This window comes from Vescimonas sp., from assembly GCF_057856985.1.
The window spans coordinates 33,799-60,186 of sequence record NZ_DBLZXX010000001.1 but is presented as its reverse complement, the minus strand read 5'-3'; the positions used below and the strand labels follow the sequence as shown (position 1 = coordinate 60,186).

Genomic DNA, 26,388 nt, shown 5'->3' with positions numbered 1-26,388 from the left:
TGGGATAGACGTTCGCAGGGCCGGTGCGGCATACTGTGACCACACAGAAAGGAGCGTGACCACTTGGACACTGCAAAGACCGGCGCCTATCTGGCGTCACTTCGAAAGGCGGCGGGCATGACCCAGCAGGACGCCGCCGACCGTCTGGGCGTTTCCAACAAGACCGTCAGCAAATGGGAGAGCGGAGGCGGATTTCCGGACATCACCGTGCTGCCCGCGCTGGCGGAGCTGTACGGCGTCACCGCCGACGATATTCTGGCCGGTGAGCCTGTGCGGCCCGGCAGCGGCGGCGGGCGGGTGGAGCAATATCTGGCCCGGCGGGGCGAGCTGCGCTGGCGCATCGGCTTCTCCGCCGCGGCGCTGTTCCTGCTGGCGGCCATCGTGTTCCAGGGCTACGTGTGGTCGTGGCTGCTGGCGGCAGGCGGCGCGGCCGCGATCTGGATCGGCTGGGGCCGGTGCGGCGGTGAGGAGATCCGCCGCCGTCTGGTGCTGCTGCTGCCCTGGGCCGTGGGGCTGGTGTGGTATGTCCTGTGCTATTTCCAGTGGGCGCTGCGGCTGGCCACGGCGCTGACGGAGGACTATGCAAATGGTTACAGCGTCATCTACTATCTGGCGTATATGCTGCGGTGGGATATGCTGCTGGTGCTGCTGCCGGCGGTCTACGGCCTGCTGCGGGCCGCGGCGGTGCGGTGGAGTGGGCAGGGGCATCTGCTGAACCGGCCCTATTTTCAGGTCACGGGCATCCTGTGGCTGGTCTCGCTGGCGGTGGAGGCGGTTCACTGGATCGTGACGCTGCCGCCCATGCAGGCGTTTGCCGCCACCGTTCTCCCCTCCTACTTCAAAAGCTATCAGGCGCTGTGGGATAAGTTTGCCGCCACCCTGCCCTTCCTGTACGTGCCGCGCATCACTGCGGCGGTGGTGCTGACGGTGCTGGCAGTCACGGCGCTGGCGGTCAGGCGGAAGAATGGCGCGGGAGCGGCCCAGAGCAAGGACGAAGCTGCGTAAACCCTCAATTTCACAAAACCCCTCGGAACTCTTTAAGGTTCCGAGGGGTTTTACAGGCAGGTCACGGGGCAGGCTGCGTCAAGGCGTCCGCCAGCGCGCGGCTCAGCTCCGACAGGAAGCCCTCGATCTGGGGCGTCAGCACCTTGCTGCGGTGCAGCACCATCTGCACCGACTGGGTAATATCCCAGCCCGTGACGGACAGCAGCTTCAGCCGTCCGGCCTCCACGTCGGCGCGGACGGTGTACCACGGCAGCAGGGAGAGATACGAACCGCCCAGCAGCAGATCCCGGGCGGCGCTGGCGCTGGGCAGGCGCAGAAACGGCTCGCATTCCACCTGATGCTGGGCCAGCAGGGTCTCGAAGCGCCGGTTGTAGGGGGCGTTCTGCTCCATCATGATCAGCTCGCTGCCGGAAAGCTCCCGCAGGGGTACTTCGCTGCGTCTGACCAGCGGGTGGGACGGGCTGGCCGCCAGCACGATGGGCACCTCCGTCTGCTGCCGGATGTGCCACTGGGCGGGCGGCAGCGGGTCGTCGATGACGCACATGGCGTCGATGGAGCCCTGCTGCAGGAGCTGGGTGAGGTTCACAGTGGTATCCACCAGCAGCTCCACCCGTACCTTGGGGAAGCGGGCGTGGTAGGCGGGCAGCAGGGGCTTCATCAGCAGCTCGAACAGGGAGTCCGTGATGCCGACGCGGATGGCGCCGCCCAGCACGGCGTCGGATTTGCCGAAGTTCTACACCGCCGCCACGGCTGCCACGGCGCTGCGGGCGTAGGGCACCAGAGAGCGGCCGAAATCCGTGAGGTATACGTTCTTGCCGATGCGGTCAAACAGCGGCATCCCCAATTCCTGCTCCAACTGGCGTATCTGGACGCTGACTGCCGACTGGGAGTAGCCCAGCTCCGCCGCGGCTCTGGTGATATTTTGCAGCGACGCCGCATGCAGGAACGTATTCAGGTTGCGTATCTCCATGGTGAACGCCCTCCTTTCCTTCATCGTACCATAGATCGCGGGAAAATCAATGATATTTTTTAATAAATATAATAGAAACAATTCGTTTTACAAAACTATCCTCCTGCGCTACAATGCAGACAACAAGAGCGGTGCGGACGGCGCCGCCGTATGATGATCGAGAGGAGTGCATCACCATGGAAGGAAAGCTGCACATCAACACCACCGCCGTACACGGCGGCGGACGGAAGGACGACTGCTTCGGCGCCATTAACGAGCCTATCTATATGACCTCCAACTACCGCATTCCCACCGACGGCACGCCGGTGGACTGGAGCGGCATCCACAGCAACATTTATCAGCGCAACCGCAATCCCAACCAGATGGTGCTGCAGGACAAGCTGTGCGCCCTGACCGGCGCGGAGGACGGCGCGGTGTTCGCCAGCGGCGTGGCGGCGCTGGCCGCCGTGTTTACCACCACGCTGAACTCCGGCGACCACGCCATCGTCTCCGAGGTGTGTTACAGCGCCACGAACCTGCTGTTTCGGGAGTATCTGCCCAAGAAGTACGGCGTGGAGGTGACACTGCTGGATACCACCGACACGGAGGCTGTCCGCGCCGCTGTCCGTCCCAACACCAAGCTCATCCATGTGGAGACACCGGGCAATCCCACCACCGGCATCAGCGACATCGACGCCATCGCGGACATCGCACACAAGGCCGGCGCACTGCTGAGCGTGGACGCTACCTTTGCCGGCCCCATCTGCATCCGGCCCCTGAGCCACGGCGCGGATCTGGAGATCCACAGCATGACCAAGTACATCAACGGCCACGGTGACTCGCTGGGCGGCTGTGTACTGGGCCGCACGGCGCTCATCGACCAGATCAAGGAGCTGGCCATGGTGAACTACGGCGGCATCCTCAGCCCCTTCAACGCATGGCTGGTCGCCCGCGGTCTTTCCACCGTGCCGCTGCGGATGAAGCAGCACAGCGCCGTGGCCATGAAGGTAGCGGAGTTTCTGGAGTCCTGCCCCGCTACCCGCTTCGTGTGGTATCCCGGCCTGAAGATCCATCCCCAGCATGAGCGGGCGGAGAAGCTGATGCACGGGGAGTACTCCGGTATGATCTCCTTCGACCTGAAGGGCGACGAGAAGCAGCACGAGAAGTTCCTGGACGCGCTGAAGCTGGTGACTCACGCCGTGTCGCTGGGCGATATTGAGACCCTGATCGTCTACTACGACCGGAACAGCGACAAGCTGCCCCACTACCCCGCCGTCTATCAGGAGGGCTTCTTCCGGTTCAGCATCGGTCTGGAGGACGCCGAGGACATCATTGCCGACCTGACCCAGGCCATGCAGGCGGCAGGGATGCTGTAAGTCTGACATATATTGTAAAACCCCTCGGGACCTCAAAGAGTCCCGAGGGGTTTCTGCGCGCAGTCAGGGGGTGGACTGCGGCACGGTGTAGATGTTGATGTGGTTGCCGGCGGGGTCCTTCATGCGGAACATGTGCCAGCCGTAGGGGCGGAAAAAGGGCTCCTGCGTCACGGCGCCGGCGGCCCGGGCGCGGCGGAAGATGTCCTCCAGCGACGGCACCTCCAGCTGGAAATGCACGGCGCCGTAGGTGGGGAAGGGGTCCTCCTGGGTCAGCAGGACCAGCTTTGCACCGGCCAGATCGTACTTGACGCCGCGGTCCTCCGGCCCCTCATCCCAGCCGTAAAACGGCTGAACGGCAAATACTTGCTCGTAAAAGGCGCGGCAGGCTTCGTAGCGCTCCTGGGGCACGTAGAGAAGCAGCTGAAAATCCAGATAGTTCACGGTGGTTCCTCCTTACTGATGACGGCGATAGGGGGCGAATGCGCCGCAGGTGTCCCGCAGCACGCGGTCGCAGACATCCTCGCCCTCGCGCAGCAGCTTTTCCTCGTCCACGCCGGTGAGGCGGTCATTCTGATAGACAACGCGGCCATTGATCATGGTGAGCCAGACAGGACCGGTGACGCCCAGCTTGGCCAGCATGGAGGCGGGGTCGTGGAGCGCGCCGGCGTACTCCAGGCGGCGGACATCCACCATAAAGAGGTCCGCGGCCTTTCCGACGGCCAGACGGCCCAGCTCCGGACGGCCGATCATGTCGGCGCCGCCGGCGGTGGCCAGCTTCAGCATGTCGTAGGGCGAGGGGCAGCCGCCCCGCTGCTTGCTGAGGAACGTCTGCATCAGGTATGCCAGACGCAGGGTGTCCAGCATATTGGAGCCGTCGTTGGTGGCGCAGCCGTCCACGCCCAGACCCAGGGGAATGCCTGCCTTCCGCATGCCGGGGATGTCCAGTATCTCGCTGCCGCCCAGCATGGTGGGGGCGGGGCAGTGGGAGATGCCCATGCCGCTTTCCGCCAGCAGAGGGTACTCCTCCGGCAGAGTCTCCCGCCCGTGGGCCAGCCAGATGTCGCTGCCGGTGAAGCCGATGCGGCGGCACCACTCCAGAGAGCGGACGCCGAAGCGGCGTACCATGCTGCTGTTCTCCCCCTCGCAGAGGTGGGTGTGCATGTGGACGCCGGCGCTGCGGGCCAGGCGGATGGTCTCCGTGAAGGTGTCCTCGGTGCAGTTGATGGGCTGGCAGGGGGCCAGCACGATCTGCCGCATGGAGAAGGGTGCGGGGTCGTGGTAGAGGGCCAGCAGGCGCTGGCAGTCGTCCAGATAGGCCGCCGTGGTCTCGCACATCTCATCGGGGATAGTGCTGCCCTGCCAGCGGGGCAGCGTGTTGGTGCCCCGGGCCGCCACGAAGCGGAAGCCCATCATATTGGCGGCCTCCATCTGGCGGTCCACCGCGGTGATGCCGGTGGCGGGGGTGTAGCAGTACTGGTGATCCACGGAGCAGGTGCAGCCGTGCTTGATGAGGTCGGCCATGCAGGCGGCGCTGGCGTAGAAGATCACGTCGCCGTTGATGCGGACAAAGACCTTGTAGATATCGTCCAGCCACTGCATCAGGGTCAGGCCCGGGCGGTCGATGGTCATCAGGTTGCGCACGAAAGCCTGAAAGAAGTGGTGGTGGGTGTTGACCAGCCCGGGGTAGACGTACTTGCCCGCAGCGTCGATGACCTGCGCGCCGCCGGCGCTGAGGTCACGGCCTACGGCTTCGATGCGGCCGCCGGAGAGGAGGATGTCGCTGTGGCAGAGGATGCGGTCCGCGTCGTCGCAGGTGACGATGGCGTCGGCGTTCCGGATCAGTATTTTCTCACTCATGGCGCTCCCCTTGCGGCGGGGTGTTCCGCTCCTTCATGTTGCGGCGGTAGGCCAGCACCTCCACCACATTCTTCTCGGCATCGCAGATCTGGAAGATGCGGTCGCCGTACCAGGTGTCGGTAAGGCCCAGCAGCACCTCCACGTCGGGGCGGCTTTCCAGCCAGGTGAAGCAGGCGTTGACATCTTCGGCTTCGATGGTGGTCAGGGCAGGGCCCTGGGGGGTGTTCTCCGTCTTTTGGCGGATGTCGGTAAAGCCGCCGGCGGAGCGAAGGCGGCAGCCCCGATCCTCGGGGCCGCGGTCCCACTGGGCCACCACGGGCATCTGCATAGAGTCACGGTAGAAGGCGGTGATCTTTTCCAGATCCTCCGCAAAGAGGATGGCAGTATACTCGTCGGTGAAATAGCAGCCGCCGTCATCCGGCCCTGCCGGATGGTACTGCTCGGCCCGCTGGTAGACCTCCACCCAGTTGCCCACGGGGTCCTTGATGCAGAAGCTGTACTCGCCCCAGGGGCGGAGCGCCAGTGGGCTGATGACGGTGACACGGGGTTCTTTTTTCAGATTGGCATAGCACAGCTCGATGTCCCTGGCCTCCAGCCGCATGCCGGCAGGGCCCTGGGGCAGCGTGGGATGGCGGCAGATCAGCTCCAGACGGTTGTCGCCGATCTTGAACTTGCAGCCGCGGTCCACGGGACTGGTGTACCAGCCGTACATCTGAGGCAGACGCAGCAGGTCGCGGTAAAAGGACTGGAGGGTGTCAAACTCCCAGGAATAATAGACGATTCGGTATTCTTTGCGCCACATAGCTTTCCCTTTCTGCTTTCAGTGCATCAAAATTTCTTCCCGCACGTTGCGCAGGTAGGCGTATATCTCCACCACGTTGCCGCTGGGGTCGTACATCTGGAACAGACGCCGCGCGTCAAAGTCCGTGTCCCGCAGGACGCCGGCCTCCCGATAGTCGGGACGGCTGCTGAACCGGTCATACAGCTTGTTGACGCTGCTGGCCTCCAGACCGATCATGGACGGACCCATGGCGCAGTCCGCCGTGCGGCGGCGCAGCAGGAGCTGCGCGTCCCCTGCCTGCAGAAGCAGGGAGTCCGCCTGCTCCTCCAGCAGCGGAAGGCCCAGCTGCTCGCAGTAGAATTCCCGCGCCGCGGAGAGGTCGTCCTCGTAGAACACACCGGTGAAGGTACCGGTAAACATGTCCGTTTTGTCCACGTCGCCGCCGCAGGCGGCACTGTCGCCTTGCAGCAGATGGATCAGATTGCCGCCGCTGTCCCGCAGCGTCACCTGCCGGGCGTCGCGGGAGAGGATGTCGATGTCCGGCATCTCCTCCAGAATGCGCTCCATGCACAGGGGGAGGTCGATGCACTGGGCCAGAAATTCGCTGCGGCCCTGACGGGGCGCGAAGGGGATCTGGGTGATCTCCAGACGGCCGCTGCCCATGTAGAAGCGGTAGCCCTTCCGGTCCGGCACGATGGACCAGTTGTAGTTGGGCTGGAGGCCCAGCACCTCGCGGTAGAAAAAGACGCCGCTGTCGTAATCCTTCAGGTGCAGGATGTAGCGACATTCGTGAAATGTGATGTTCATGCTTTCGGTCCTTTCGTTGATGCTGCCGCCGCGGCCTTTCGGCGCACGCGGGGCGCGGAGAGCGGATGGGGATAGGGAGCGCCGTTGGCCGCCGGTGCGCGCATGCGCATACCGGTGAGCTTGATGCCGATCAGCGCTGCCAGATAGGGCAGCATCTGGGTCAGCTGCGTAGCCACGCCGAAGCTCTGAAGCCGCATGCGCAGCGCGGACATCACGCCGAACAGCAGCGTGGCCAGATACCCGCCTACCGGCGACCACTGACCGAACTGGTTGGCGGCAAAGGCCATGAAGCCGGTGCCGGCGGACATGTCGTTGACAAACACGTTGGCGGAGCTGAGGCACATGACGGCACCCGCCATACCGGCGAACACGCCGCCCAGCAGCACCGCCCGCAGCCGCAGGCGGTAGACGTTGATGCCCAGGGTGGCCACGGCGGCGGGATTCTCGCCCACGGCGCGGATGCGCAGGCCCCAGGCGGTGCGGCGCAGGAGATACTGCATCACCGCCACGGCCAGCAATCCCAGATAGACGCAGGATGGGTAGCCGCTGAGCATGGTGCCCAGCACGGGGATGTTGGATAAAACGGGGATATTGACGGTGTGGAAGCCCTCCACCCAGGGGGAGATACCGGTGGTATCCCACAGGGCACGCATCAGCATATAGGCAAAGCCGGGGCCGAACAGGTTCAGGCCGATGCCGATGACGATCTGCTGGCCGTTGCAGTAGATGGCCAGCACGCCCAGGATCAGGGCCAGAAACGCGCCGCCGGCACAGCCGCACAGCAGACCCACCCAGGGACTGCCGGTATAGTAGGAGCCTACGGCGGCCAGAAAGCCGCTGAAGATCATGGAGCCCTCGATGCCGATGTTGATGACGCCGGCCCGCTCACTGATGGTGCAGGCCAGGGTGCCGAGGGCGATGGGGGCGGTCAGCCGGATGGCGGAGGCGAAAAAGTTGGCAAATGAGATCCAGAAGTCCATTACTCAGCAGCTCCTTCCTGTTTCCGTCGGATGCCGATGCGCTGGCACAAGCGGCCCAGCACGTTCCACACGTCCGGCGAGGCCACCAGCATGACGATGAAGCCCTGCAGCACGGAGATCATCTCCGTGGTGACCTGGCTGGTGAGGCTCATGCTGATGGAGGCGGAGCGCAGCATACCGAAGAGGAACGCGGACAGCAGCACGCCGACGGGGGAATTCATGGCCAGTGTGGCCACGGTGATGCCGTCCCAGCCGTATCCCGGTGAGAAGCCCATGACAAAGCGCTTGTACACCGCCAGACACTGGATGGCGCCGCCCAGAGCAAACAGACCGCCGCTGATGCACATGGCCGCCAGCGTCCGCCGGTAGATGGGCAGGCCCGCCTGCTGCATGGCACGGGGGTTCTAGCCCATGGCCCGCAGGGAAAAGCCGAAGGGCGTTTTATAGAGCATCCACGTGACGGCTGCCACGCAGAACAGCGCCACGAAGATGCCGTAATTGAACTGGGTGCTGGGGAAAAAGCGGGGCAGGATGCTGCCCTCGTTGACCACCACGGTCTCCGTGTTGCTGGCGTCGGGACGCTGGAAAAAGCTCTTGACGATGTACTCGGTCAGCAGGGCGGCGATGGAGTTCATCATGATGGTGGCCACGGACAGCGAGGTCAGGTTCCGTCCGGCGAACAGCGTGGGCAGCACAGCCCACAGCGCGCCGGCGGCAAAGCCGGCCAGCAGGGCCAGCAGCCAGCCCCAGGGCGCGGGCAGCGGTACGGTCAGGCCCACGATGACGGCGGCGAGACCGCCCACCAGCACCTGCCCCTCTCCGCCGATGTTGAACACGCCGCTCTGAAACGCCACCGCCGCGCCCAGACCGGTCATGATCAGCGGCAGCGTGTAGGCCAGCACGTTCAGAAAGCTCTTGGTACTGCCGAACGAGCCGGCCAGGATGCTCCAATAGACGCTGAAGGGTTCCCGACCGGTAGCGCAGATGGTCAGTCCGAACAGGACCAGCGCCAGTACCAGCGAAAACAGCGACAGCCGTATCCTTGTCTTTTTCACAGTGTCCCTCCTTGAGAAGATGCCATAGCTCCGCGGATAAAGCGCGGGGCTGAAAGCCGCGGAGACCTTCAGCCCTTTGCCGTATGTTCAGTGGGTCACGCAGCGGCCTGCCACGCCTTGGCGTCCTCGATGGTGCTGGGGACCACGATGGTGCCGTCCTTGATGGCGGCCACCACGGCGTCATACTGCTCCATCACCTCAGCGGGGATCTCGTAGGCGGAGCCGTCAAAGTCCAGATACAGGCTGTCCTCCGCGATGCCCTTCTCGATGGACCCGGCGGTGAACTTGCCGTCGATCACGGCCTGAATGGCCTCCTTGGCGCAGGCGGGGAAGTCACGGATGGCGCTGGCGATGTTGGTCTCGGGGGCGTCGGCGTTCAGGTTGCCGTCGAAGAAGATGGTCAGGAAGTTGTGATCCTTGCCGGCATTGAGGATGCCCAGGCCGCCGGCGCTGGCGGTGTGGTAGATGAGGCTGGCGCCCTGCTGGTTCATGGAGGTGGCCAGCTCATAGCAGCCGTTGACCTCGGCCCAGCCGTTGGCGTAGTCCACCAGCACCTCGCAGGTGGGGTCCGCGTAGTGGGCACCGGCGATCATGCCGGCAGCGCCCAGGTTGCACAGGGGGATGTCGTGAGCACCGATAAAGCCCAGCTTATGGGTCTCGGACAGGCTGGCGCCCAGGAAGCCGGCCAGGAAGCCCAACTCCTGATCGCGCCAGGTGTAGCTGCGGATGTTGTCGCCCTCCACCACGGCGTCCAGGATCACGAACTTCTGCTGGGGATAGTTGGGAGCCACGTTCTCCAGACTGGAGCTCTGGCTGCCGCCCAGACAGATGATGAGGTCGCAGTCGCCGCTGTCGGCGTAGCCGGAGATGAGCCCCTCATACTCGGCGTCATCCTTGGGCTCGGAATATACCCACTCGATGCCCATGGTGCTCTCGGCATCCTTCATGCCGTTGAACAGCGCGTCGTTAAAGGATTTGTCGCCCAGACCGCTGGAGGCGAACACCACGGCGATCTTGGCGGCGGAGCTGCCAGTGTCGCCGGTATCGCCGGTGTCACCGCCGGTGGTGCCGGTGTCGTCCGCGGTCTTGCCGCAGGCCGCCAGGGCCATCACCATGCAGGACGCCAGCAGCAGGGCCAGCCACTTTTTTACAGTTGCAAATTTCATTTTGGTTCCTCCTTGCATACTTGCACATTCAGGTGTGAGCCGCCCTTTTACCGGCGGCAGGATCAATAAGAAAATCAGTGGGCCTCGCCCAGCATCATGCGGCCCAGCCCCTCGCGGGTGGCCTCGTCCGCGTCCACAAAGCCCATGATCCGGCCGCGGAACAGGACCATGATCCGGTCGGATACCTTTATCAGCTCGTCCAGATCGCTGGAGATCAGCAGCACGGCGCAGCCCTCTCTGGCGGCGTCCAGAATGCGGTTCTGGATGTTATCCGCCGAGGCGATGTCCACGCCGCGGGTGGGCTGTGCGGCCACCAGCATCCGGCAGCCCCGGGACAGCTCCCGCGCCACTACGATCTTCTGCTGGTTGCCGCCGGAGAGCGTACCCACCACCACAGAGCCGTCGGCGGCGGCGATGCTGTACTCGGAGATGCGGGCCTGCGCGTCGCGGCGGGCGGCAGCCCAGTCCTCCATCAGGGCGTTTCTGGCGTAGGGCTTTTCGTCGTAGGTGTTCAGCAGCAGGTTTTCAAATATCCGCATGCTGAGGATCAGGCCCATGCCCTGCCGGTCGTCTGGGATGCTGCCCACACCGGCGTCGCGTATCTGCTTGGCGGTGCGGCGGCTCAGCTCCTGTCCGCTCAGCAGGATACTGCCGGAGGCGGGGCGGCACAGCCCTAAAAGCGCCTGTGCCAGCGGCGTCTGGCCGTTGCCCTCGATACCGGCAACGCCCAGCACCTCGCCGGCGCGGATGGAAAAGGTGATATCCTGCAAGGCGATGCCGGCGCGGCTGCGGACGGAGAGGTCCTGCACCCGCAGTACCTCCTCGCCGATGGGATGGGGCTGGCGCCGTCCGGCGGGGACGGTCTTGCCCACCATCATCTGCGTCAGCTCCGCCATGCCGGTCTCCTGCGGCGTGGTGGTGCCGATGATCCGGCCCTGCCGGATCACGGTCATGCGGTCCGCGATCTGATAGACCTCGCGGAGCTTGTGGGTGATAAATATGGTGGATTTGCCCAGATCGCGCAGGCGGCGCAGCACGTCGAACAGCGCGTCGGATTCCTGGGGCGTCAGCAGTGCGGTAGGTTCATCGAAGATGAGAATATCCGCCTTGCGATACAGCAGCTTGACGATCTCCACCCGCTGGCGCTGGCCGATGGTCAGCTTGTCCACCAGCGCGTCGGGGTCTACCTCCAGGCCGTAGGACGCGGCCAGCTCGCGGATACTGCGGGAGGTCTCCTGTTTTTTCAGGCGGCCGCCGCGGGTCTTGATCTCCTGACCCAGGGTGATGTTCTCCGCCACGGTCAGGTGGGGGATCAGCATCAGCTCCTGATGTACCATGCCGATGCCATGGGCAATGGCGTCGGCGGGGCTTTTCAGCGTCACGGGCTGGCCGGAGAGGTACAGTCGGCCCTCATCGGGCTGCTCGATGCCGTAGAGCATCTTCATCAGCGTGCTTTTCCCCGCGCCGTTCTCTCCCAGAAAGGCGTGGACCTCGCCGCGCCGCAGGGTGAAGTTGACGTGGTCGCTGGCCTGTACGACGCCGTTGTAGCACTTGCACAGGTCCACACACTGCAAGACGGTATCCGGTGCGGCGGCGTGAGGGCATTCAGCCATGGTGGAGTCCTCCCTTCAGGGGCATTACCCGTTTCTCGCGCTCATTATACGCCTGCACCCGCAGGATTTGAAGAACAAATAAACGATTCAAACTCATCGGTTTAACCGATGGACAATGTGATGCCGGGGCGGACCTGAGAAAGGAGCGGGACGTCTGCGGCGATTGCTTTTTCCCGCGGAGGGTGATAAAATAAGGAAAAACAGGCTTGTCTGACGGCGGCGTTCCGGCGGGCGGCGCGGCTCCGTCATCTGCGGCGGAACGGGTATGAGGTGAAAACGATGACATTAAAGCAAATACTATATGTGCGGGCCGTCAGCAAGGCCGGTTCCATCGGCAAGGCTGCCGAGGCTCTGTTTATTTCGCAGTCCAGCCTGTCCGAATCCATCCAGAACCTGGAACGAGAGTACGACATGGTGCTTTTCGAGCGTACCAGCAGAGGTATCTCCCTGACCCGTCAGGGGGAGGAGTTCCTGAAGGACACGCAGCTGCTGTCCAACATCTATCAGGATCTGGACGACAAGTATAAGAACCGCAAAAGCGACCGCGAGCACTTCTGCGTATCCTCGCTGCACCATGTCTCCGGCATCGATGCCTTTGAGCATATCGTGTCCCAGCCGAAAAACCAGAAGTACCATCTGGGGTACTTTGAGGGCAACATGGATCAGGTGCTGCAGGACGTGGAGACCAACCGTTCCGATGTGGGGGTACTGTTCTTTACCAGCGACAGCCGCAGCACCATCATCAAGGCGTGCAACCGGCGGAACATCTTTTTCCAGCACATGAAGTACGATCTGCTGCACATCTACGTCCACAAGACCCACCCGCTGGCCGGACGCGGGAGCGTGACGCTGGCAGAGATCCAGCAGCACCCGTTCATCTCCTACGAGGAGTGTCATCCCTCGTCCGCCCGCTTTACGCCCACGCGGCGGCAGTGGGACCCGCAGCAGCAGATCATCTCAGTGTCTGACCGCGCCATGGCCTATTCGGTACTGGCGCTGGGCAGCGCGTATGTGACCGGTTCGGGGTATCTGACCCAGGAGGACTGCCGGCGAGCTCTGGTCACGGCGCCCATCACGGATCTGGGGCAGATCGAGATCGGCTACATCTGCAACCCTGCCCGCGCCCTGTCGGAGCTGGCGCTGGAGTACATCGAGTGGCTGAAGAAGATCACGGTGTGACGGAGAGGAGAGGAAAAGCCCTGAAGCCGCAAGGCTTCAGGGCTTTGTTGTGGCAAGAAAGAAAGATCCCACCCCGAATGAGGTGGGATCTGGTGCGCGGTACAGGACTCGAATTGACCCGACACCATATCAGCCTGTACTATCCGGTATCGAAAAGTACCGCGAATAAAACCTCGGTCGAGGTGGTTCATGTTAGGCAGTGTTAAAACAGATTACCCGAGTTTACCGCCATAAGGCTAAAAATAAGGCTAAATTTTGTGGCCGCGCGGAATGTACCTGTGCCTTTAGCTCAGAAAACGCGGTGGACGGATGACTCACCCTTACCGAAAAGCCGTGGATGCTTTTGCGTTATACCCATTCATACCGAGGAAGAACCTCCAATCCCTTGTGCTACAAGGAATTGGAGGTTCTTCTTGTGATAGTGCGTTTTAGTATATGCCGGGATATTTTGCACAGATGTCGGAAAGCCGAGCAAAACACTTGCTGACAGAGACGGTTTTCTTCAAATTGAATGATTTTTCAACGTATGCTAAAATATCTGTAACCTTTCTGCGTTTTTTGCGAGTAGATAGATGATGGATATTTCCCTTAAAGGAAAGGAGCAAGGTATGAACGATGATAAAATAGTCGATCTTTATTGGATAAGGTCGGAAGACGCCATTACCGAGACATCAATCAAATATGGGAAATATTGTTACGGCATTGCCTACAACATTCTCGCGGATGCAGAGGATGCAGAGGAAAGTGTCAACGATACATACTTTGACGCATGGAATACTATGCCTCCGCACCGCCCGTCCGCGTTATCTGCGTTTTTGGGAAAACTGACCCGCCGCATCTCTATCGACCGGTGGAGAAAGCGTAGCGCAGCAAAGCGAGGCGGTGAGCTCGCCGCTGCTTTGGATGAGCTAAACGAATGCGTTCCCTCCCATGAAAACGTTGAACAGGATGTCCTTGCCGCTGATCTGGAAAAGAGGATCAACACATTTGTCAACGATCTACCCACCGCAGAGCGGCGTGTGTTTCTCTGCCGGTACTGGTATCTGGATTCTATTTCCGCGATATGCGAGCAGTTTGGCTATTCTCAAAGTAAAGTAAAGGTCATGCTTCATCGGACTCGTAAGGCGCTGCATAATTGTCTGGTAAGTGAGGAGTATGTGTTATGAACAGCAATCAACTGATAGATGCCATCGGCGCGGTGAATGATGCCGCTGTATTGGACGCAAAAGCTTTTCACTATAGGGGAGATGCTGCTGCTGCGAGAGCGCGATTCAGAAAAATGACAGTGGGTGTTGCCGCTGTGCTGGCCGTCCTTCTGTGCATTGTCGCCGTCGCCTTTGCCGTGGATCAGGAGTTCCGTGCAGCAGTCCTGTCCTTCTTTCATATCTCCGCAGAGGATCATGTGGAACGCGTTCCGGTAGAGGATCAACCCCTCACAGGCGATGACGCGGCTGGGAAAAATATCACCGTCACAAGAGTGCGTGTTCCCAACAACGGTCACGCCGCAAATGGGTTATTTGCGATCTGCTCCGATGAGATCGAGTACAAACAAGGGAGTCACTACGATCTATATAAGCAAGAGGGTGGTGAGCTGGTCAAACTCGAGCTGCAAAGCACCCGCAGAGACTTTTCGTACAACGGAACGGCTTACGGTGTATATCTGGAGTGGGCGGAGGATGAAGAGGGGCGCTGCGCTCTCGGCTATGTGGAGCTTCCCGACAGCGTGACGGGTCAATATGCGGTGCTGCAATTTGTACCCGGCACGGGCGAAAAGCTACTCCTGCTTCTGGATGGTAAATATCCCGTTATCATCGACCTGTATGAGGATGGCGTGCAGGAGCTGATTCCCGCCGCAGTAATGGATGAACTGCCGTTCCTCAAAGCTGTTCATATAACGCGTGATGGTAAATACCTCCTTTTGAATGCAGGAAGGTATTACTGTGCAGCGATCGGTACGGAACCGCTCACCTGCCTTGATGAACTGTGCGGTGCGGCACTGACTGGGTGCAGCTACATCGGTGAAGGCATCTTTTCCTGCCATTCGCTGACCGGCGGCGCGGTGGATGAGGCAGACCTTGCGGCGTATGTACGTGGAGAGACACCTGCATCGCCGATAGACTTCGGCATGATTACAACGTGGAACGTTGACATCCAGCGGCAGGCGGCCGGCGTCGTTGGCAGCACGGCGGCCACGGCGTTCACAAACCCTGATGCCCTCTGGCATGGCACCGAACGAACGGAGCCATTTTCACCCGGACTGGTATATGTGCCGCACGATGAAGGTGCATATATGCTGGAGGTGGACGGAGAACGCCATATCTATGTCGTTGATCTGCGAAGCGGAGAGCGGAATATGATAGAGGGAGCTTTGTGGCCCGATGTAGATTGGCCATATGCGGAACTTGTGGGCAGCCCGGAGGGCGATAAGCTTGCACTTATCCAGCGGGACGCTACCAATGGCAGCCTGTGCCACCTGTCCGTCATAGATTTCAAAAAGATGCGGCTCTTCGCAATAGAACGCGATACGAAAGAAGTCGGAAATGAGCATTATGCGGACTGGTTTGATAACGACACCATCATGGTGGACAACAATGTAACCGATGAGACGGGGCACAACACCGGCGACAGCTGGTATTATCTATACAGGATCTATTAGTGGATAGAAAGGAGGAAAATTCGTCGACCTATAAGCTGGCGTATGAGTTAATTTCTACCGATGGTAGAATCGCCTATGTTGATGCTGCGAATGGGGCGGTAGTCAATTATGACTATTGATTTGGGTGTTATGAACCGGGAGATTTAGTTGCCCTGAGAGTTTGGCACTGAAAGGAAAATAGCACGGAGTTTGATTTCAAAAGAATAAAAGCACAGGCGCGGGTCAACCGCGCCTGTGCTTTTATAATAACAGATTTGTTGTATATTCATTGTGAGCAATACTGTTTTAGTGGTTTAATGGTATCCGGGCAACGGGAAATGATGTTATCAACACTTGAGTACATATATGCATACAAGTGTTGACAGCTACAATATATTGTGGTATATAAGAATTATTCAGTTGTTTGTGCACCATTTGCAGGTCTGTGATCTGCATCGCACACGTTGTTAAGTTTGTACTTGAGGAGCACCATGCTCCCGTTTGAGATCAGGGCCATTGCGCCCTTATATTCCAATGACTATGCTGCGAGAAGGTTTCTTGCGGCAGTTTCCACCTGTACGCCGCCCTGCCGCCGTGCTATGATGTGCCTGTACTTAAGGCGTCAAGCATTTAGGTCGGAGCAGAGCAGGCACGGGTGGAAAGCATTATTAGCAGCTTTTCGCTCTGATTAAGAACCCGAAGTATGTCAAAATGCGCCCCCGAAAAACGGGCGGCCACCAGAATTGAACAATACTGCAAACGCAGGAAGGATCGTATGAAGCCGAAATGGCAGGAAGATTCTTCCTGCGTTTTTGCGTACTATTTTGTTGCGGCACTTGCCACCGCCGCGATACCGCAGGAAAAGAAAGAGCACCGAAATCAATTCGGCGCAGATCAGGAAAAAGAAGTTTTGTAAAAGCCGTCAGGACGACACGGCAGGAAAATCGTCAAGGGAGAGGCAAGCTCCCGCCCCTGTATGCCGCAGTCAGAGTGCGGTGCCGGTCGTACGGGGTATCGCGTATCCATCGATCCGTCGCCGGGCGGATCACAGGACACCGGCGGAGCCTTCCGCAGCCGAGTTCAGCGGCCTGGTGTCCGCGGTTGTTCACACGAGCAGAGGTCAAAGACCTCCACACCGCAGCGTACTGACCTGGCACAAGTAAAGAGAGACAGACATGCAAGCAAGCCGCGAAAAGCACGCAGCACCAAGGCTTTCCGCCTGCGGCAGTCTATCAGTTTTGCGGAGATACGCCGGAAACGGCCCTCCGTGCCAGCGGGTGAAGTGCGCCCATCTGAACATGACTACGATTACAAGGAGATTTCTTGATATGACCACAAAAGGCATTTACAACACCCTCGTTACCCAGTTGGACAAGCTGGCGCGGCACAACCGTCAGGGCAGCTTCCGCACGAAGGATCGCTACTACGAGGCGTTCAAGCGGTTCTGCGCCTACCTCGCTGTCCACTACCATCTACAAAAGCTGGAGAACCTCAGCGGCAAGCATCTGGTGAGCTATGTTCTCTATTTGCAGGCGCAGGGCAAGTCCGCCAGCACCATCAAAACCGACCTCTCCGCCATCCGATTTTTCCACGACAAGATGTCCTACCCAAAATACACGCTGCCGGACAACGAAGAACTGGGCGTCGCCTTGGAACGCCGCCGCTTCGGACAGCAGGATCGCACATGGACGAACCCGGAGTTCGGCAAGCTGATTGGCCGCGCCATGGCGGAGGAGCGGGAGGACTACATCCTCGCCCTGTATCTGGCACGCTACGCCGGTCTGCGTATCCATGAGTTCTTCCGCATGGACACCGCCGCAGCGGAGCGTGCGCTGCGGGAAAACGCCCTCACCGTAAAGGGCAAGGGCGGTAAGGTGCGTATTGTTCCCATCGAGGACGACCGTATTACCATGATGCTGCAAAGGCTGCTGGAGAAAACGGAACGCGGCCACAAGCTGTTGGTGCCGGATGGCGTTCCCACCGACCGGGCTATCAGCGGCATGCAGCAGTTCATCCTCCGCCACCGTGACGCCATCTGTGACCCTACCGTACCGGGCAGGCGCATTACCTTCCATGGGCTGCGGCATACCTACGCCGCTGAAAAGTACACTTCCCTCGTCGATGGCGGCATGATGCCTCTGGATGCCCATTTCACCGTGTCCCGCCTGCTGGGACATGAGCGCCCTGATGTGACAAACATCTATTTGGCGTCCGTGAAGGGAGGGACTGCCCGTGGAGAATAAGTACCGCGACCCGCATGACCTCCCCATGACACTGCGGGTGGAGGACTTGATGCCCCTCCTCGGCATCGGACGCAACACCGCCTATGAGCTGATCCGCAGCGGACAGATACGAAGCGTCCGTATCGGCAGGCAAATACGCATTCCGAGAGATGCCCTACTGGAGTTTCTGCGGAAGTAGAGAGCTTTGTCACGGAAATTAAACTTGCACAACAGCCGCGCGGGATATATCATAGAAGTGGTACATTCCGTGCGGCGGAAAGGAGCGTATATGCCGCGTATAAAAACAGGAAAAGGAGCCGGCGGTGCCGGCTCTATCAGAAAAATCACAACAACAAGGAACGGAAAAACCTACACCTACTGGCAAGGTCGCTACACGGAGGGCTTCGACCCCGGTACAGGCAAGCAGATCCAGCGCAGCATCACCGGAAAGACGCAGAAGGAAGTGGCACAGAAGCTGCGCCAAATCACCGCGTCGCTGGACGATGGCACCTACAAAGCACCCTGCAAGCTGACGGTTGGAGAATGGCTGGACATCTGGACGCAGGACTATCTCGGCGGCGTGAAAGCGTCTACGGCGTATCTCTATAAAAAGAATGTGGAGTTATATATTGCACCGCGTCTTGGGAACATCAAGCTGGAAGCCCTGAACGCCCATACAGTACAGCACTTTTACAATCGGCTTGTCTCTCCGACCGATCCAGCAGTCAATCCTCTTTCGGCAAAGACGGTAAAGAACATTCACGGGGTTTTTCACAAGGCCATGCAGCAAGCAGTGCTGATCGGTTATCTGCGCGTCAATCCGACGGATGCCTGTGCGCTTCCCCGCGTTATCAAGAAAGAAATGCACCCGCTGGAGGAAGATCAAGTCGCTGCATTTCTGAAAGAAATACAGGGAAGTCCCCACGAATACCTTTATAAAATCGCGCTGTTTACTGGGCTGCGCGAGGGTGAAATACTTGGGTTAAGCTGGGAGCATATTGACCTTGAAAACGGAATTCTGACAGTGAAACGACAACTCCGCAAAGAGCAGAAAAAGGGCGGGCAATATTACTTCTCTCTGCCGAAGAATAACCGTACCCGCTGCCTCTCTCTTGCTCCCTCGGTGGTGTTTCTGTTTCGCTTGCAGAAGCTGAAACAAAACGGTATGAGGCTGGAAGCGGGCGATGCCTGGCAGGAGAATGGTCTTGTCTTTTCCAATCAAACCGGCGGCTATCTATCCTATCGCACGGTGTATGACTGCTTCAAGCGCATTATGAAAAAAATAGGCGCTCCAGCTACCCGCTTTCACGACCTGCGCCACACATACGCAGTTGCCTGTATCAAAAGTGGTGACGACATTAAAACCGTGCAGGAAAATCTTGGACACGCTACCGCTGCGTTCACGTTGGACGTGTATGGTCATGTGACGAAACAAATGAAGCAGGACAGTGCCCAACGGATGGAGCAATTTATCCAGTCTGTTTCTATCAGGTGACTTCATAAGGCTAAAAATAAGGCTAAATCCACTTTTGGGCAAAGCAAAAACCCTTGAAACCAAGTGGTTTCAAGGGTTCCCGATGGTGCGCGGTACAGGACTCGAACCTGTGACCCCATGCACGTCAAGCATGTGCTCTACCAGCTGAGCTAACCGCGCAGACAACAATGGTATATTACCGCAAAGTACCGCGATTGTCAACACTTTTCTTGCCATGCCGCCGAAAATTTGTTATACTGGCGGCAAGACTACGCAAGGAGATGGTGCTACATGGAAAAGATCGCACTGGTGACGGGCTCCTCCCGCGGCATCGGACGCGCCGCGGTGCGGAAGCTGGCAGCGGCGGGCTACGCCGTCTGCATCAACTATCGGGAACGGCAGGACTGTGCTGACGCGCTGGTGGAGGAGCTGACGGCGGCGGGACAGCGGGCCATGGCCGTGCAGGCCGACGTGTCCGTCCGGCAGCAGGTCAACGACATGGTGTGGCAGGTGGAGGACGCCTTCGGTCCCGTGTCGCTGCTGGTGAACAACGCTGGTGTGGCGGGACAGGCGCTGTTTCAGGACATCAGCGACGAGCTGTGGCACCGATACTTCTCCGTCAACGTGGATGGCGCGTTCCACACCATCCAGGCCGTGCTGCCCCGGATGCTGCATGAGCACGAGGGCTGCATCGTCAATATCTCCTCCATCTGGGGGCTGCGCGGCGCCAGCTGCGAGGTGACGTATGCCGCCACCAAGGCGGCGCTGATCGGGTTGACCCGTTCACTGGCGGCGGAGCTGGCGCCCTCCGGCATCCGCGTCAACTGCGTGGCGCCCGGTGTTATCCGCACCGATATGCTGAACGCCCTGCCGCCCGCGGTGCTGCCGCAGCTGGCGGAGGAGACGCCGCTGGGACGGCTGGGTACGCCGGAGGACATCGCCGAGGCGGTGGCATTCCTGGCGGACCAACGGGCGTCCTTCATCACGGGACAGGTGCTTACCGTCGACGGCGGCTTCATTTTGTAATTCACAACAATGCAAAGGCGTACGGCTTGGCCGTGCGCCTTTTTCTTTACATATGCTGCTGGGGCAGGGGCTGGCCGTGGATCATGACGCGGCCGAAGCAGGTGAGGCTGCGGCCGCTGTCGCGGTGGAACGTTACGTCCATATCGGCCCGGGCGCGGTTCAGAGAGAACAGATAGACCATGCCGAAGCCATCGCGGTAATACTGCTTGCACAGCATGTCGCCGTCCACGCAGAAGATGCCTACGTCGCCGTTCTGCAGGGGATCGTGATTCACGTAGACCACGTCGCCGTCGGCGATCTGGGGCATCATGGAGTCACCCTGGATGCGGACGGCGAGCTCTGCGCCGGGGGGCACGTCACCTTCCACGGGGACGAGGGTATAGTCCTCGCCGAATACAGGGGCGGCAAAGCCTGCCGCCGCCGGAGACTGGTACAGCGGGATGGTACGCCGCTCCTGACGGGGACGGAGCCGCTGCTCCTCTGCCACCATGATGTCCAGTGCGTCCACCAGCGTGTGGACCGTCTGACGACCGGACAGCGGCAAGCGGCGGTATTTCTCCAGCAGCTTCCGCTCCTCATCGGACTGGATGCCGCCAATGTGGCGGAAGCTGCCGCGGTACAGGTAGTTGGGGTCCACCTCCAGCGCGTCGAACAGCCGCAGCAGTACCTCCTCCTTAGGGGCGCTGACGCCGGTCTCGTAGTTGCCCACCGCTGAGGGGGAAACGCCCAGGCGGGCGGCCAGCTCCGTGCGGCTCAGGCCCAGCTCCTTCCGCCGCTTCTGCAGCTGCTCACAAAAACTCATGGGAAACGCCTCCTCGCCAGATTTCGACAAATTCTGTCCCTATCCTAACCCAGATCCTTGGTTTTGTCAATCTATTTTAACAAGAAACTTGAAAAAATAGACTTGACATTACAAGATTCTTGTGATACGCTGTACAAGTCAACAAGAAAACTGGTTTTCGAAATAGAAGAGAACCGCTGCGCCGTGACGGGCGCAGCGGTATTGGGAGGGGAAAATAAAAATACCGACCGCACAGATGCGCAATCGGTATTTTTGACGAGGATGGTGGATTTACCCCTGCGGGGCATAAACTTCGACTCCACCTATCCCCACCAAAAAAATATCCCCGCCGGCCAGACGACCGTCGGGAATATTTGGTGGGGGATGGTGGATTTACCCCTGCGGGGCATAAACCTCGACTCCACCTATCCCCACCAAATAAAAAGTACCAACCACCTGACGGTGATCGGTACTTTTTGGTGGGGGATGGTGGATTCGAACCACCGAAGGCGTTGCCAGCAGATTTACAGTCTGTCCCCTTTGGCCACTCGGGAAATCCCCCATATTCACTTGGAGCTGGTGGACGGATTCGAACCCCCGACCTGCTGATTACAAATCAGCTGCTCTACCAGCTGAGCTACACCAGCATCTCCATCAGCGCAGTTTATTCTAACAGAACTTTCGGGGTTTGTCAACACATTTTTTACGCAAGAAATGAAGGAGAGTGATCGCGCGTGAAACTTGCCGAACTGTCACCGCTGTATGAGGACAGCGCCCAGCGCATCCAGAGGCGCATGGAGCAGCTGCGGCTGGACCTCCGGACCGCCGACGATCCGGACAGCGCCCGCCAACTGCGCCGCCGTTTGACAGAGCTGCAGCCCATGCTGCGCCAGTGCCGCCAGCTGGCACGGCTGACGGCCCATTACTACGACAGGAGTGACCGGAGTTATGATCCATTCCGCCTTTGATCCCATGGACATCGCCGGCCTGCACCAGTGGATGCAGCAGCAGGCCGGCGACAACAGCCAGCGGCGGCAGCGGCTGCTGCACAACCTGTCCCGTGCCATGACGGAGGAATTAACACCCCGCCAGCAGGAGATGCTGCATCTGTACTACTACGAAAAGCTGAATATGGCCCAGATCGCGGGGCGTCTGGGGGTCAACAAGTCCACCGTGTCCCGCACCTTGTGCCGTGCGCGGCACAGATTGCATCACATCTTGCAATATAGCCTGTAATTTTCAAAAATATCCCTTGACTTTGCAGGCTCTCGTGCATATAATGCCTTTTGTTACCGGAGAGGAGGGAACAAAGTGTCCGTCTATAATAAGATCCTGCATGAGCGCGGGCTGCGCCTGCTGGGCGGCATCGTGGGCGCCGCCATCATGGCGTCGGCCATCAACCTGTTCATCGTGCCTCAGGGCTTCTACGCAGGCGGCGCCTACGGTCTGTGCCAGGTGATCCGTACCCTGCTGGTGACGCGGGCGGGGGTGAATGTGCCCTTCGATCTGGCGGGCCTGCTGTACCTGCTGGCGAATCTGCCCATGTTCTATCTGGCCTATCGGGGACTGGGGCGAACGTTTTTCGTCAAGGCCACCATCGTCACCGTGTGCAACTCCATCTTTTCGGCGCTGATTCCCTCCCCCGCCGTGCCCATCATCGCAGACCCGCTGACCAGCTGCCTTATCGGCGGCCTGGGCGTGGGCTTCGCCGCGGGGCTGGTGCTGAGCTGCGGCTGTTCCACCGGTGGCCTGGACATTCTGGGATTGTACCTCAGCAAGAAGAATCCCAAGTTCACCGTGGGCCGGTTCTGCATCTGCTTCAACGTATGTCTGTACATGCTGTGCCTGTTCCTGTTCAACGCCACCACGGCCATCTACTCCGCTATCTACAATATCCTGAACAACCTGTTTCTGGATAAACTGCACCAGCAGAACGTCAACGTGGAGATGCTGATCTTCACCAAGAAGAATAATCCGGAGCTGGTCCGCTTCATCATCGAAAAGCTGGACCGCGGCGTGACGTACTGGACGGCCCACGGCGCCTATACCGGCGACGAGGTACAGGTGCTGTGCGTGTGCCTGAGCAAGTACGAGATCGGCACGCTGCAGCAGGTGATGCAGGAGATGGATCCCAAGGCGTTCTTCATCGTGCAGGAGGGCGTCCACACCGGCGGCAACTACCGGAGGCATCTGAACTGACGCAGCATACGAAAAGGCTTCCATCTGGCAGATGGGAGCCTTTTTTTGCATGGAGGAAAGCGCCGAAGCGCCGCCTGCTGCGGATGAAGCGAGGCGGTTTCGAGGAAGTGTCCCGACTGCCGGCCGCGGCAGCGGCTGGGAGTTGGTTGACACGGCGGTGAGCGCCGAGGAGCACGCGAAAAAGATCACCACCCAAATGGGTGGTGATTTATGGAGCGGGCGACGAGGCTCGAACTCGCTACCTCGACCTTGGCAAGGTCGCGCTCTACCAGATGAGCTACGCCCGCAAACGCAAGGTTGATTATAGCGTATAAGCGCCGGTTTGTCAACCCTGCATTTTCTGTTTTTCCGTTTTCTTCGGATGTGGTCCGCTCAGTGTACCAGCAGGATCTCCACCAGACCCACGCTGTCCCAATCCGGATAGAAGCGCACCAGCCAGTCTGCTCCGCCTGCGGAGCGCTCCACCTCACGGATCAGCCGCTCGATATCGGCGGCGGAGCTGTCGGTGCTGCTGAACTGCACCACCAGCTCCGTCAGACCCTCGTCCTGAGCCTGAGCCAGCAGGTCCCGCAGGGCCGAGGTATTGGTGACGTGGGCGATGCTTGCCATCTGCTGGGCAGTGCAGCGGTAGCTGATGGTGACGGTGATCTCGCTGTAATTGCGGGCGGAGTCGTCCAGCGTGTATTGCAGGTACTCCACGGCGTAAGAGCCCAGGGGCGTGTCATGCTCCACCTCGCGGCAGGCCATCTCCGCCGCGTCCGTGGCGTCCAGGCCCTCCCCTCCATAGTACAGGCGGATGGTACCCTCCTCTGTGTGGTTGCCCACCAGAAGGAGAATGTCGTTTACCAGATCCTGATAGGTGTCGGCCTGCAGCACGCCGCGGCCGCTTCCCTCATAATAGGAGGAGCTGTGGTCCTTGACCTCGTACCACTCCCGCTGGAGAAAGCTGCCGCAGCCCGTCAGGCACAGCAGCACCGCCAGCAGCAGCGGCAGCGCTCTTTTCTTCATGGGATATCCTCCTTTCCGGCGTTTTACAGAAGCTCCAGCTGCTTTTCCTCACTGTCCTCCGGCCGCAGCAGGGCGCCGGCGGCGGGGATGGTGCGGGTACGGTAGCGGGCCTGGTTGGTGATGCCGGTGTCGGCCACATCGGCCAGCCGCTCCAGATGGTATTTGGGCTTGATATTCATGACCTGCACACCCTGGGTGCCGCGGGTGGTCTTGGGCGCCAGCAGTGCCGTGTGTACCAGCAGAGCCCGGGGCTCATTGGTCAGCAGCGCCAGCTCGCGATCCTCCGTCAGGGGCAGGATCTGTACCAGCGGGAACTTTTCGCAGTAGGCGCCGGTGAGCTTGCGGCGGTTGGAGGTGGTGGCGTAGGCGCTGAGGCTGACGCGGGCCACGCGGCCGTTCTCAAAGGCAAACAGCAGGCTGCCGCTGTAATCCCCGGGCAGGCACAGGAAGATCACATTCTCCCCTGCATCCAGCCCCAGCTTGGCGGGCAGATAGTCGCCCAGCAGCGAGGCTTTCGTCTCGCCGAACTCGCTGGCGCGGGTCTTGTAGACCTGCTGCCTGTCGGTGAAGAACATCAGCTCCGTGTTGTTGGTGGCCTCGAAGTACTGGCTGGGGCCGTCGCCCTCCTTGTACTTCTGGTCGCCGGACATCCGCAGGGACTGGGGCGTGATCTTCTTGAAATAGCCCTCACGGCTGAGGAACAGGTGGACGGGATAGTCCTCCGGCGCGTCCTCCGCCGGCTCCTCCGGCAGCTCGTGGCTGTATACGATCTCGGTGCGGCGGGGCACGGCGTACTTCTTCCGCACCTCTGTCAGTTCGTCGATGATGATGCGGCGGATGCGTCCGGGTTTGGCCAGCGTGTCCTCCAGATCGTCGATCTCATCGGCCAGCGCCGCCGTCTCCTGCACCCGCTTGAGGATGTACTCCTTATTGATATTGCGGAGCTTGATCTCCGCCACGTACTCCGCCTGCACCTGGTCGATGCCGAAGCCGATCATCAAGTTGGGGATGACCTCGGATTCTTCCTCTGTCTCGCGGATGATCCGGATGGCCTTGTCGATGTCCAGCAGGATGCGCTTCAGGCCCTGCAGCAGGTGGAGCTTTTCCTTCTTTTTGCTGAGGATATAGTACACGCGGCGCTTGACGCAGTCGGTGCGCCACGCTGTCCACTCGGTGAGGATCTCCCCCACTCCCATGACCCGGGGCATACCGGCGATGAGGATGTTGAAGTTGCAGCTTACCGTGTCCTGCAAGGGCGTCAGGCGGAACAGCTTGGCCATCAGCTTGTCAGGGTCCACGCCCCGCTTCAGGTCGATGGCCAGCTTCAGGCCGCTGAGGTCCGTCTCGTCCCGCATGTCACTGATCTCCTTGACCTTGCCGGCCTTCACCAGCTCCGCCACCTTGTCCAGAATGACCTCGATGGTGGTGGAATAAGGGATCTCGTAGACCTCGATGACGTTCTCGCTCCTGTCATAGCGCCAGCGGGCACGGACCTTCAGGCCGCCGCGTCCCGTGGCGTAGATGCTGCGCAGGTCATCGCCATCGCAGATGATCTGGCCGCCAGTGGGAAAGTCCGGCGCCAGCAGCGTGGAGGAGATGTCGTGGTCGGGATTTTTCAGAAAGGCGATGGTGGTGTCGCACACCTCGCCCAGATTGAAGCCGCAGATCTGGCTGGCCATGCCCACGGCGATGCCCTGATTGGCGGACACCAGCACGTTGGGATACGTGGTGGGCAGCAGCGACGGTTCCTTCATGGTGTTGTCGTAGTTGTCCACAAAGTCCACGGCGTCGCAGTCCAGATCCCGGAACAGCTCGGCGCAGATGGGGGCCAGCTTCGCCTCCGTGTAGCGGCTGGCGGCGTAGGCCATGTCCCGGGAGTACACCTTGCCGAAGTTGCCCTTGCTGTCCACGAAGGGGTGCAGCAGGGACTCGTTGCCCTTGGCCAGACGCACCATGGTCTCGTAGATGGCCTGGTCGCCGTGGGGATTCAGGCGCATGGTCTGGCCCACGATGTTGGCGGACTTGGTGCGTCCGCCGGTGAGCAGGCCCATCTTGTACATGGTGTACAGCAGCTTGCGGTGGGAGGGCTTGAAGCCGTCGATCTCCGGTATGGCGCGGCTGACGATGACCGACATGGCGTAGGGCATATAGTTCTCGTCCAGCGTACGGGTGATGGGCTGCTCCACCACCGCGCCCCGCAGGCCCATCACGTTGGGGTCGGCGGGACGGTGGACGGTTTTTTCTTCCGTTTTCTTTTTTGCCATCAGGGTTCCTT

Annotated in this window: 25 protein-coding genes, 4 tRNA genes and 1 pseudogene; 13 read left to right on the top strand and 17 right to left on the bottom strand. The window is 60.2% G+C overall.

The genetic code is table 11. The annotated features are described in order from the left end of the window. Positions 1 to 63 precede the first annotated feature (63 nt). Positions 64 to 1,005 (top strand): helix-turn-helix domain-containing protein, encoded by a 942-nt coding sequence (locus tag ACZM22_RS00285; protein WP_489542720.1) that lies wholly within the window; start codon positions 64 to 66, stop codon positions 1,003 to 1,005. A gap of 61 nt (positions 1,006 to 1,066) precedes the next feature. Here the strand turns inward: ACZM22_RS00285 and ACZM22_RS00280 are convergent, their stop codons facing one another. Then, the gene (locus tag ACZM22_RS00280) at positions 1,067 to 1,717 is read right to left on the bottom strand and encodes a substrate-binding domain-containing protein (protein WP_489542719.1); all 651 of its coding nucleotides are present in this window, start codon (positions 1,715 to 1,717) and stop codon (positions 1,067 to 1,069) included. A gap of 21 nt (positions 1,718 to 1,738) precedes the next feature. Then, positions 1,739 to 1,975 (bottom strand): LysR family transcriptional regulator, encoded by a 237-nt coding sequence (locus ACZM22_RS00275; RefSeq protein ID WP_489542718.1) that lies wholly within the window; start codon positions 1,973 to 1,975, stop codon positions 1,739 to 1,741. Positions 1,976 to 2,151: 176 nt separating this feature from the next. On the opposite strand from ACZM22_RS00275, the gene ACZM22_RS00270 reads away from it, so the two are divergent. Beyond that, the gene (locus tag ACZM22_RS00270) at positions 2,152 to 3,330 is read left to right on the top strand and encodes a trans-sulfuration enzyme family protein (RefSeq protein ID WP_489542717.1); all 1,179 of its coding nucleotides are present in this window, start codon (positions 2,152 to 2,154) and stop codon (positions 3,328 to 3,330) included. A 63-nt stretch (positions 3,331 to 3,393) separates the two neighbouring features. Here ACZM22_RS00270 and ACZM22_RS00265 read toward each other — a convergent pair whose 3' ends face one another. The 8 genes and pseudogenes from ACZM22_RS00265 to ACZM22_RS00230 all read right to left on the bottom strand — a co-directional run bounded on the left by ACZM22_RS00265 (position 3,394) and on the right by ACZM22_RS00230 (position 11,589). Then, complete coding sequence (locus ACZM22_RS00265) at positions 3,394 to 3,771, bottom strand: VOC family protein (RefSeq protein ID WP_444101918.1); 378 nt, start codon at positions 3,769 to 3,771, stop codon at positions 3,394 to 3,396. Positions 3,772 to 3,783: 12 nt separating this feature from the next. Then, complete coding sequence (locus ACZM22_RS00260) at positions 3,784 to 5,187, bottom strand: amidohydrolase family protein (RefSeq protein WP_489542716.1); 1,404 nt, start codon at positions 5,185 to 5,187, stop codon at positions 3,784 to 3,786. Further along, positions 5,180 to 5,989 (bottom strand): VOC family protein, encoded by an 810-nt coding sequence (locus ACZM22_RS00255; RefSeq protein WP_489542715.1) that lies wholly within the window; start codon positions 5,987 to 5,989, stop codon positions 5,180 to 5,182. The genes ACZM22_RS00260 and ACZM22_RS00255 overlap by 8 nt, the downstream gene beginning before the upstream one ends. A gap of 18 nt (positions 5,990 to 6,007) precedes the next feature. Further along, positions 6,008 to 6,775, bottom strand: a complete 768-nt coding sequence (locus ACZM22_RS00250) for a VOC family protein (protein ID WP_444101921.1) — start codon at positions 6,773 to 6,775, stop codon at positions 6,008 to 6,010. Further along, positions 6,772 to 7,755 carry an ABC transporter permease gene (locus tag ACZM22_RS00245; protein ID WP_489542714.1) on the bottom strand — a complete coding sequence of 328 codons (984 nt, stop codon included), beginning with the start codon at positions 7,753 to 7,755 and terminating at the stop codon, positions 6,772 to 6,774. The genes ACZM22_RS00250 and ACZM22_RS00245 overlap by 4 nt, the downstream gene beginning before the upstream one ends. Beyond that, positions 7,755 to 8,657, bottom strand: a pseudogene (locus ACZM22_RS00240) (ABC transporter permease). The gene ACZM22_RS00245 and the pseudogene ACZM22_RS00240 overlap by 1 nt, the downstream one beginning before the upstream one ends. Positions 8,658 to 8,905: 248 nt before the next feature. Continuing rightward, entirely contained in the window at positions 8,906 to 9,976 is a 1,071-nt protein-coding gene (locus tag ACZM22_RS00235) for a BMP family lipoprotein (RefSeq protein WP_489542713.1), read from the bottom strand. A 74-nt stretch (positions 9,977 to 10,050) separates the two neighbouring features. Continuing rightward, positions 10,051 to 11,589 carry an ABC transporter ATP-binding protein gene (locus ACZM22_RS00230; protein WP_489542712.1) on the bottom strand — a complete coding sequence of 513 codons (1,539 nt, stop codon included), beginning with the start codon at positions 11,587 to 11,589 and terminating at the stop codon, positions 10,051 to 10,053. Between the two features lie 279 nt (positions 11,590 to 11,868). Between ACZM22_RS00230 and ACZM22_RS00225 the strand changes: the two genes are divergently transcribed. The 7 genes from ACZM22_RS00225 (at position 11,869) to ACZM22_RS00195 (ending at position 19,120) form a co-directional block, all read left to right on the top strand. Beyond that, on the top strand, positions 11,869 to 12,768 hold the full coding sequence (locus ACZM22_RS00225; protein WP_489542711.1) for a LysR family transcriptional regulator: 900 nt from the start codon (positions 11,869 to 11,871) through the stop codon (positions 12,766 to 12,768). 608 nt (positions 12,769 to 13,376) lie between these two features. Further along, positions 13,377 to 13,934 (top strand): RNA polymerase sigma factor, encoded by a 558-nt coding sequence (locus ACZM22_RS00220; protein WP_176922305.1) that lies wholly within the window; start codon positions 13,377 to 13,379, stop codon positions 13,932 to 13,934. Beyond that, on the top strand, positions 13,931 to 15,424 hold the full coding sequence (locus ACZM22_RS00215; RefSeq protein WP_489542710.1) for a hypothetical protein: 1,494 nt from the start codon (positions 13,931 to 13,933) through the stop codon (positions 15,422 to 15,424). The genes ACZM22_RS00220 and ACZM22_RS00215 overlap by 4 nt, the downstream gene beginning before the upstream one ends. A gap of 754 nt (positions 15,425 to 16,178) precedes the next feature. Continuing rightward, complete coding sequence (locus ACZM22_RS00210) at positions 16,179 to 16,319, top strand: hypothetical protein (protein ID WP_489542709.1); 141 nt, start codon at positions 16,179 to 16,181, stop codon at positions 16,317 to 16,319. 412 nt (positions 16,320 to 16,731) lie between these two features. Then, positions 16,732 to 17,646, top strand: coding sequence for a tyrosine-type recombinase/integrase (locus ACZM22_RS00205; RefSeq protein ID WP_489542708.1), 915 nt, complete (start codon positions 16,732 to 16,734; stop codon positions 17,644 to 17,646). Continuing rightward, positions 17,636 to 17,824, top strand: a complete 189-nt coding sequence (locus ACZM22_RS00200; RefSeq protein WP_489542707.1) for a helix-turn-helix domain-containing protein — start codon at positions 17,636 to 17,638, stop codon at positions 17,822 to 17,824. Before ACZM22_RS00205 ends, ACZM22_RS00200 begins: the two co-directional genes overlap by 11 nt. 90 nt (positions 17,825 to 17,914) lie before the next feature. Then, entirely contained in the window at positions 17,915 to 19,120 is a 1,206-nt protein-coding gene (locus ACZM22_RS00195) for a tyrosine-type recombinase/integrase (RefSeq protein WP_489542706.1), read from the top strand. A gap of 83 nt (positions 19,121 to 19,203) precedes the next feature. Here the strand turns inward: ACZM22_RS00195 and ACZM22_RS00190 are convergent. Beyond that, positions 19,204 to 19,279: transfer RNA gene (locus ACZM22_RS00190), tRNA-Val, on the bottom strand. A 111-nt stretch (positions 19,280 to 19,390) separates the two neighbouring features. Here ACZM22_RS00190 and ymfI point away from each other — a divergent pair. Then, positions 19,391 to 20,125: an elongation factor P 5-aminopentanone reductase gene (gene ymfI / locus ACZM22_RS00185; protein ID WP_489542705.1), complete on the top strand. Its 735-nt coding sequence runs from the start codon at positions 19,391 to 19,393 to the stop codon at positions 20,123 to 20,125. 46 nt (positions 20,126 to 20,171) lie between these two features. Here ymfI and ACZM22_RS00180 read toward each other — a convergent pair whose 3' ends face one another. The 3 genes from ACZM22_RS00180 to ACZM22_RS00170 form a co-directional block, all read right to left on the bottom strand. Then, positions 20,172 to 20,927 (bottom strand): XRE family transcriptional regulator, encoded by a 756-nt coding sequence (locus tag ACZM22_RS00180; RefSeq protein WP_484440354.1) that lies wholly within the window; start codon positions 20,925 to 20,927, stop codon positions 20,172 to 20,174. 456 nt (positions 20,928 to 21,383) lie between these two features. Continuing rightward, positions 21,384 to 21,468, bottom strand: a tRNA-Tyr gene (locus tag ACZM22_RS00175). A gap of 9 nt (positions 21,469 to 21,477) precedes the next feature. Then, positions 21,478 to 21,553, bottom strand: a tRNA-Thr gene (locus tag ACZM22_RS00170). A gap of 87 nt (positions 21,554 to 21,640) precedes the next feature. Here ACZM22_RS00170 and ACZM22_RS00165 point away from each other — a divergent pair. From ACZM22_RS00165 to ACZM22_RS00155, 3 genes are all read left to right on the top strand, one after another. After that, positions 21,641 to 21,874 carry a hypothetical protein gene (locus ACZM22_RS00165; RefSeq protein ID WP_483267614.1) on the top strand — a complete coding sequence of 78 codons (234 nt, stop codon included), beginning with the start codon at positions 21,641 to 21,643 and terminating at the stop codon, positions 21,872 to 21,874. Then, complete coding sequence (locus ACZM22_RS00160; RefSeq protein ID WP_483267615.1) at positions 21,855 to 22,142, top strand: sigma-70 family RNA polymerase sigma factor; 288 nt, start codon at positions 21,855 to 21,857, stop codon at positions 22,140 to 22,142. Before ACZM22_RS00165 ends, ACZM22_RS00160 begins: the two co-directional genes overlap by 20 nt. Positions 22,143 to 22,217: 75 nt before the next feature. Further along, positions 22,218 to 23,105, top strand: coding sequence for a YitT family protein (locus ACZM22_RS00155; protein WP_489542704.1), 888 nt, complete (start codon positions 22,218 to 22,220; stop codon positions 23,103 to 23,105). A 211-nt stretch (positions 23,106 to 23,316) separates the two neighbouring features. Here the strand turns inward: ACZM22_RS00155 and ACZM22_RS00150 are convergent. The 3 genes from ACZM22_RS00150 to ACZM22_RS00140 all read right to left on the bottom strand — a co-directional run bounded on the left by ACZM22_RS00150 (position 23,317) and on the right by ACZM22_RS00140 (position 26,377). Continuing rightward, positions 23,317 to 23,392 (bottom strand) — tRNA-Gly (locus tag ACZM22_RS00150). Positions 23,393 to 23,477: 85 nt separating this feature from the next. Then, positions 23,478 to 24,113: a hypothetical protein gene (locus ACZM22_RS00145; protein WP_489542703.1), complete on the bottom strand. Its 636-nt coding sequence runs from the start codon at positions 24,111 to 24,113 to the stop codon at positions 23,478 to 23,480. A 23-nt stretch (positions 24,114 to 24,136) separates the two neighbouring features. After that, positions 24,137 to 26,377 carry a DNA gyrase subunit A gene (locus ACZM22_RS00140; protein ID WP_489542702.1) on the bottom strand — a complete coding sequence of 747 codons (2,241 nt, stop codon included), beginning with the start codon at positions 26,375 to 26,377 and terminating at the stop codon, positions 24,137 to 24,139. Positions 26,378 to 26,388: the final 11 nt, after the last annotated feature.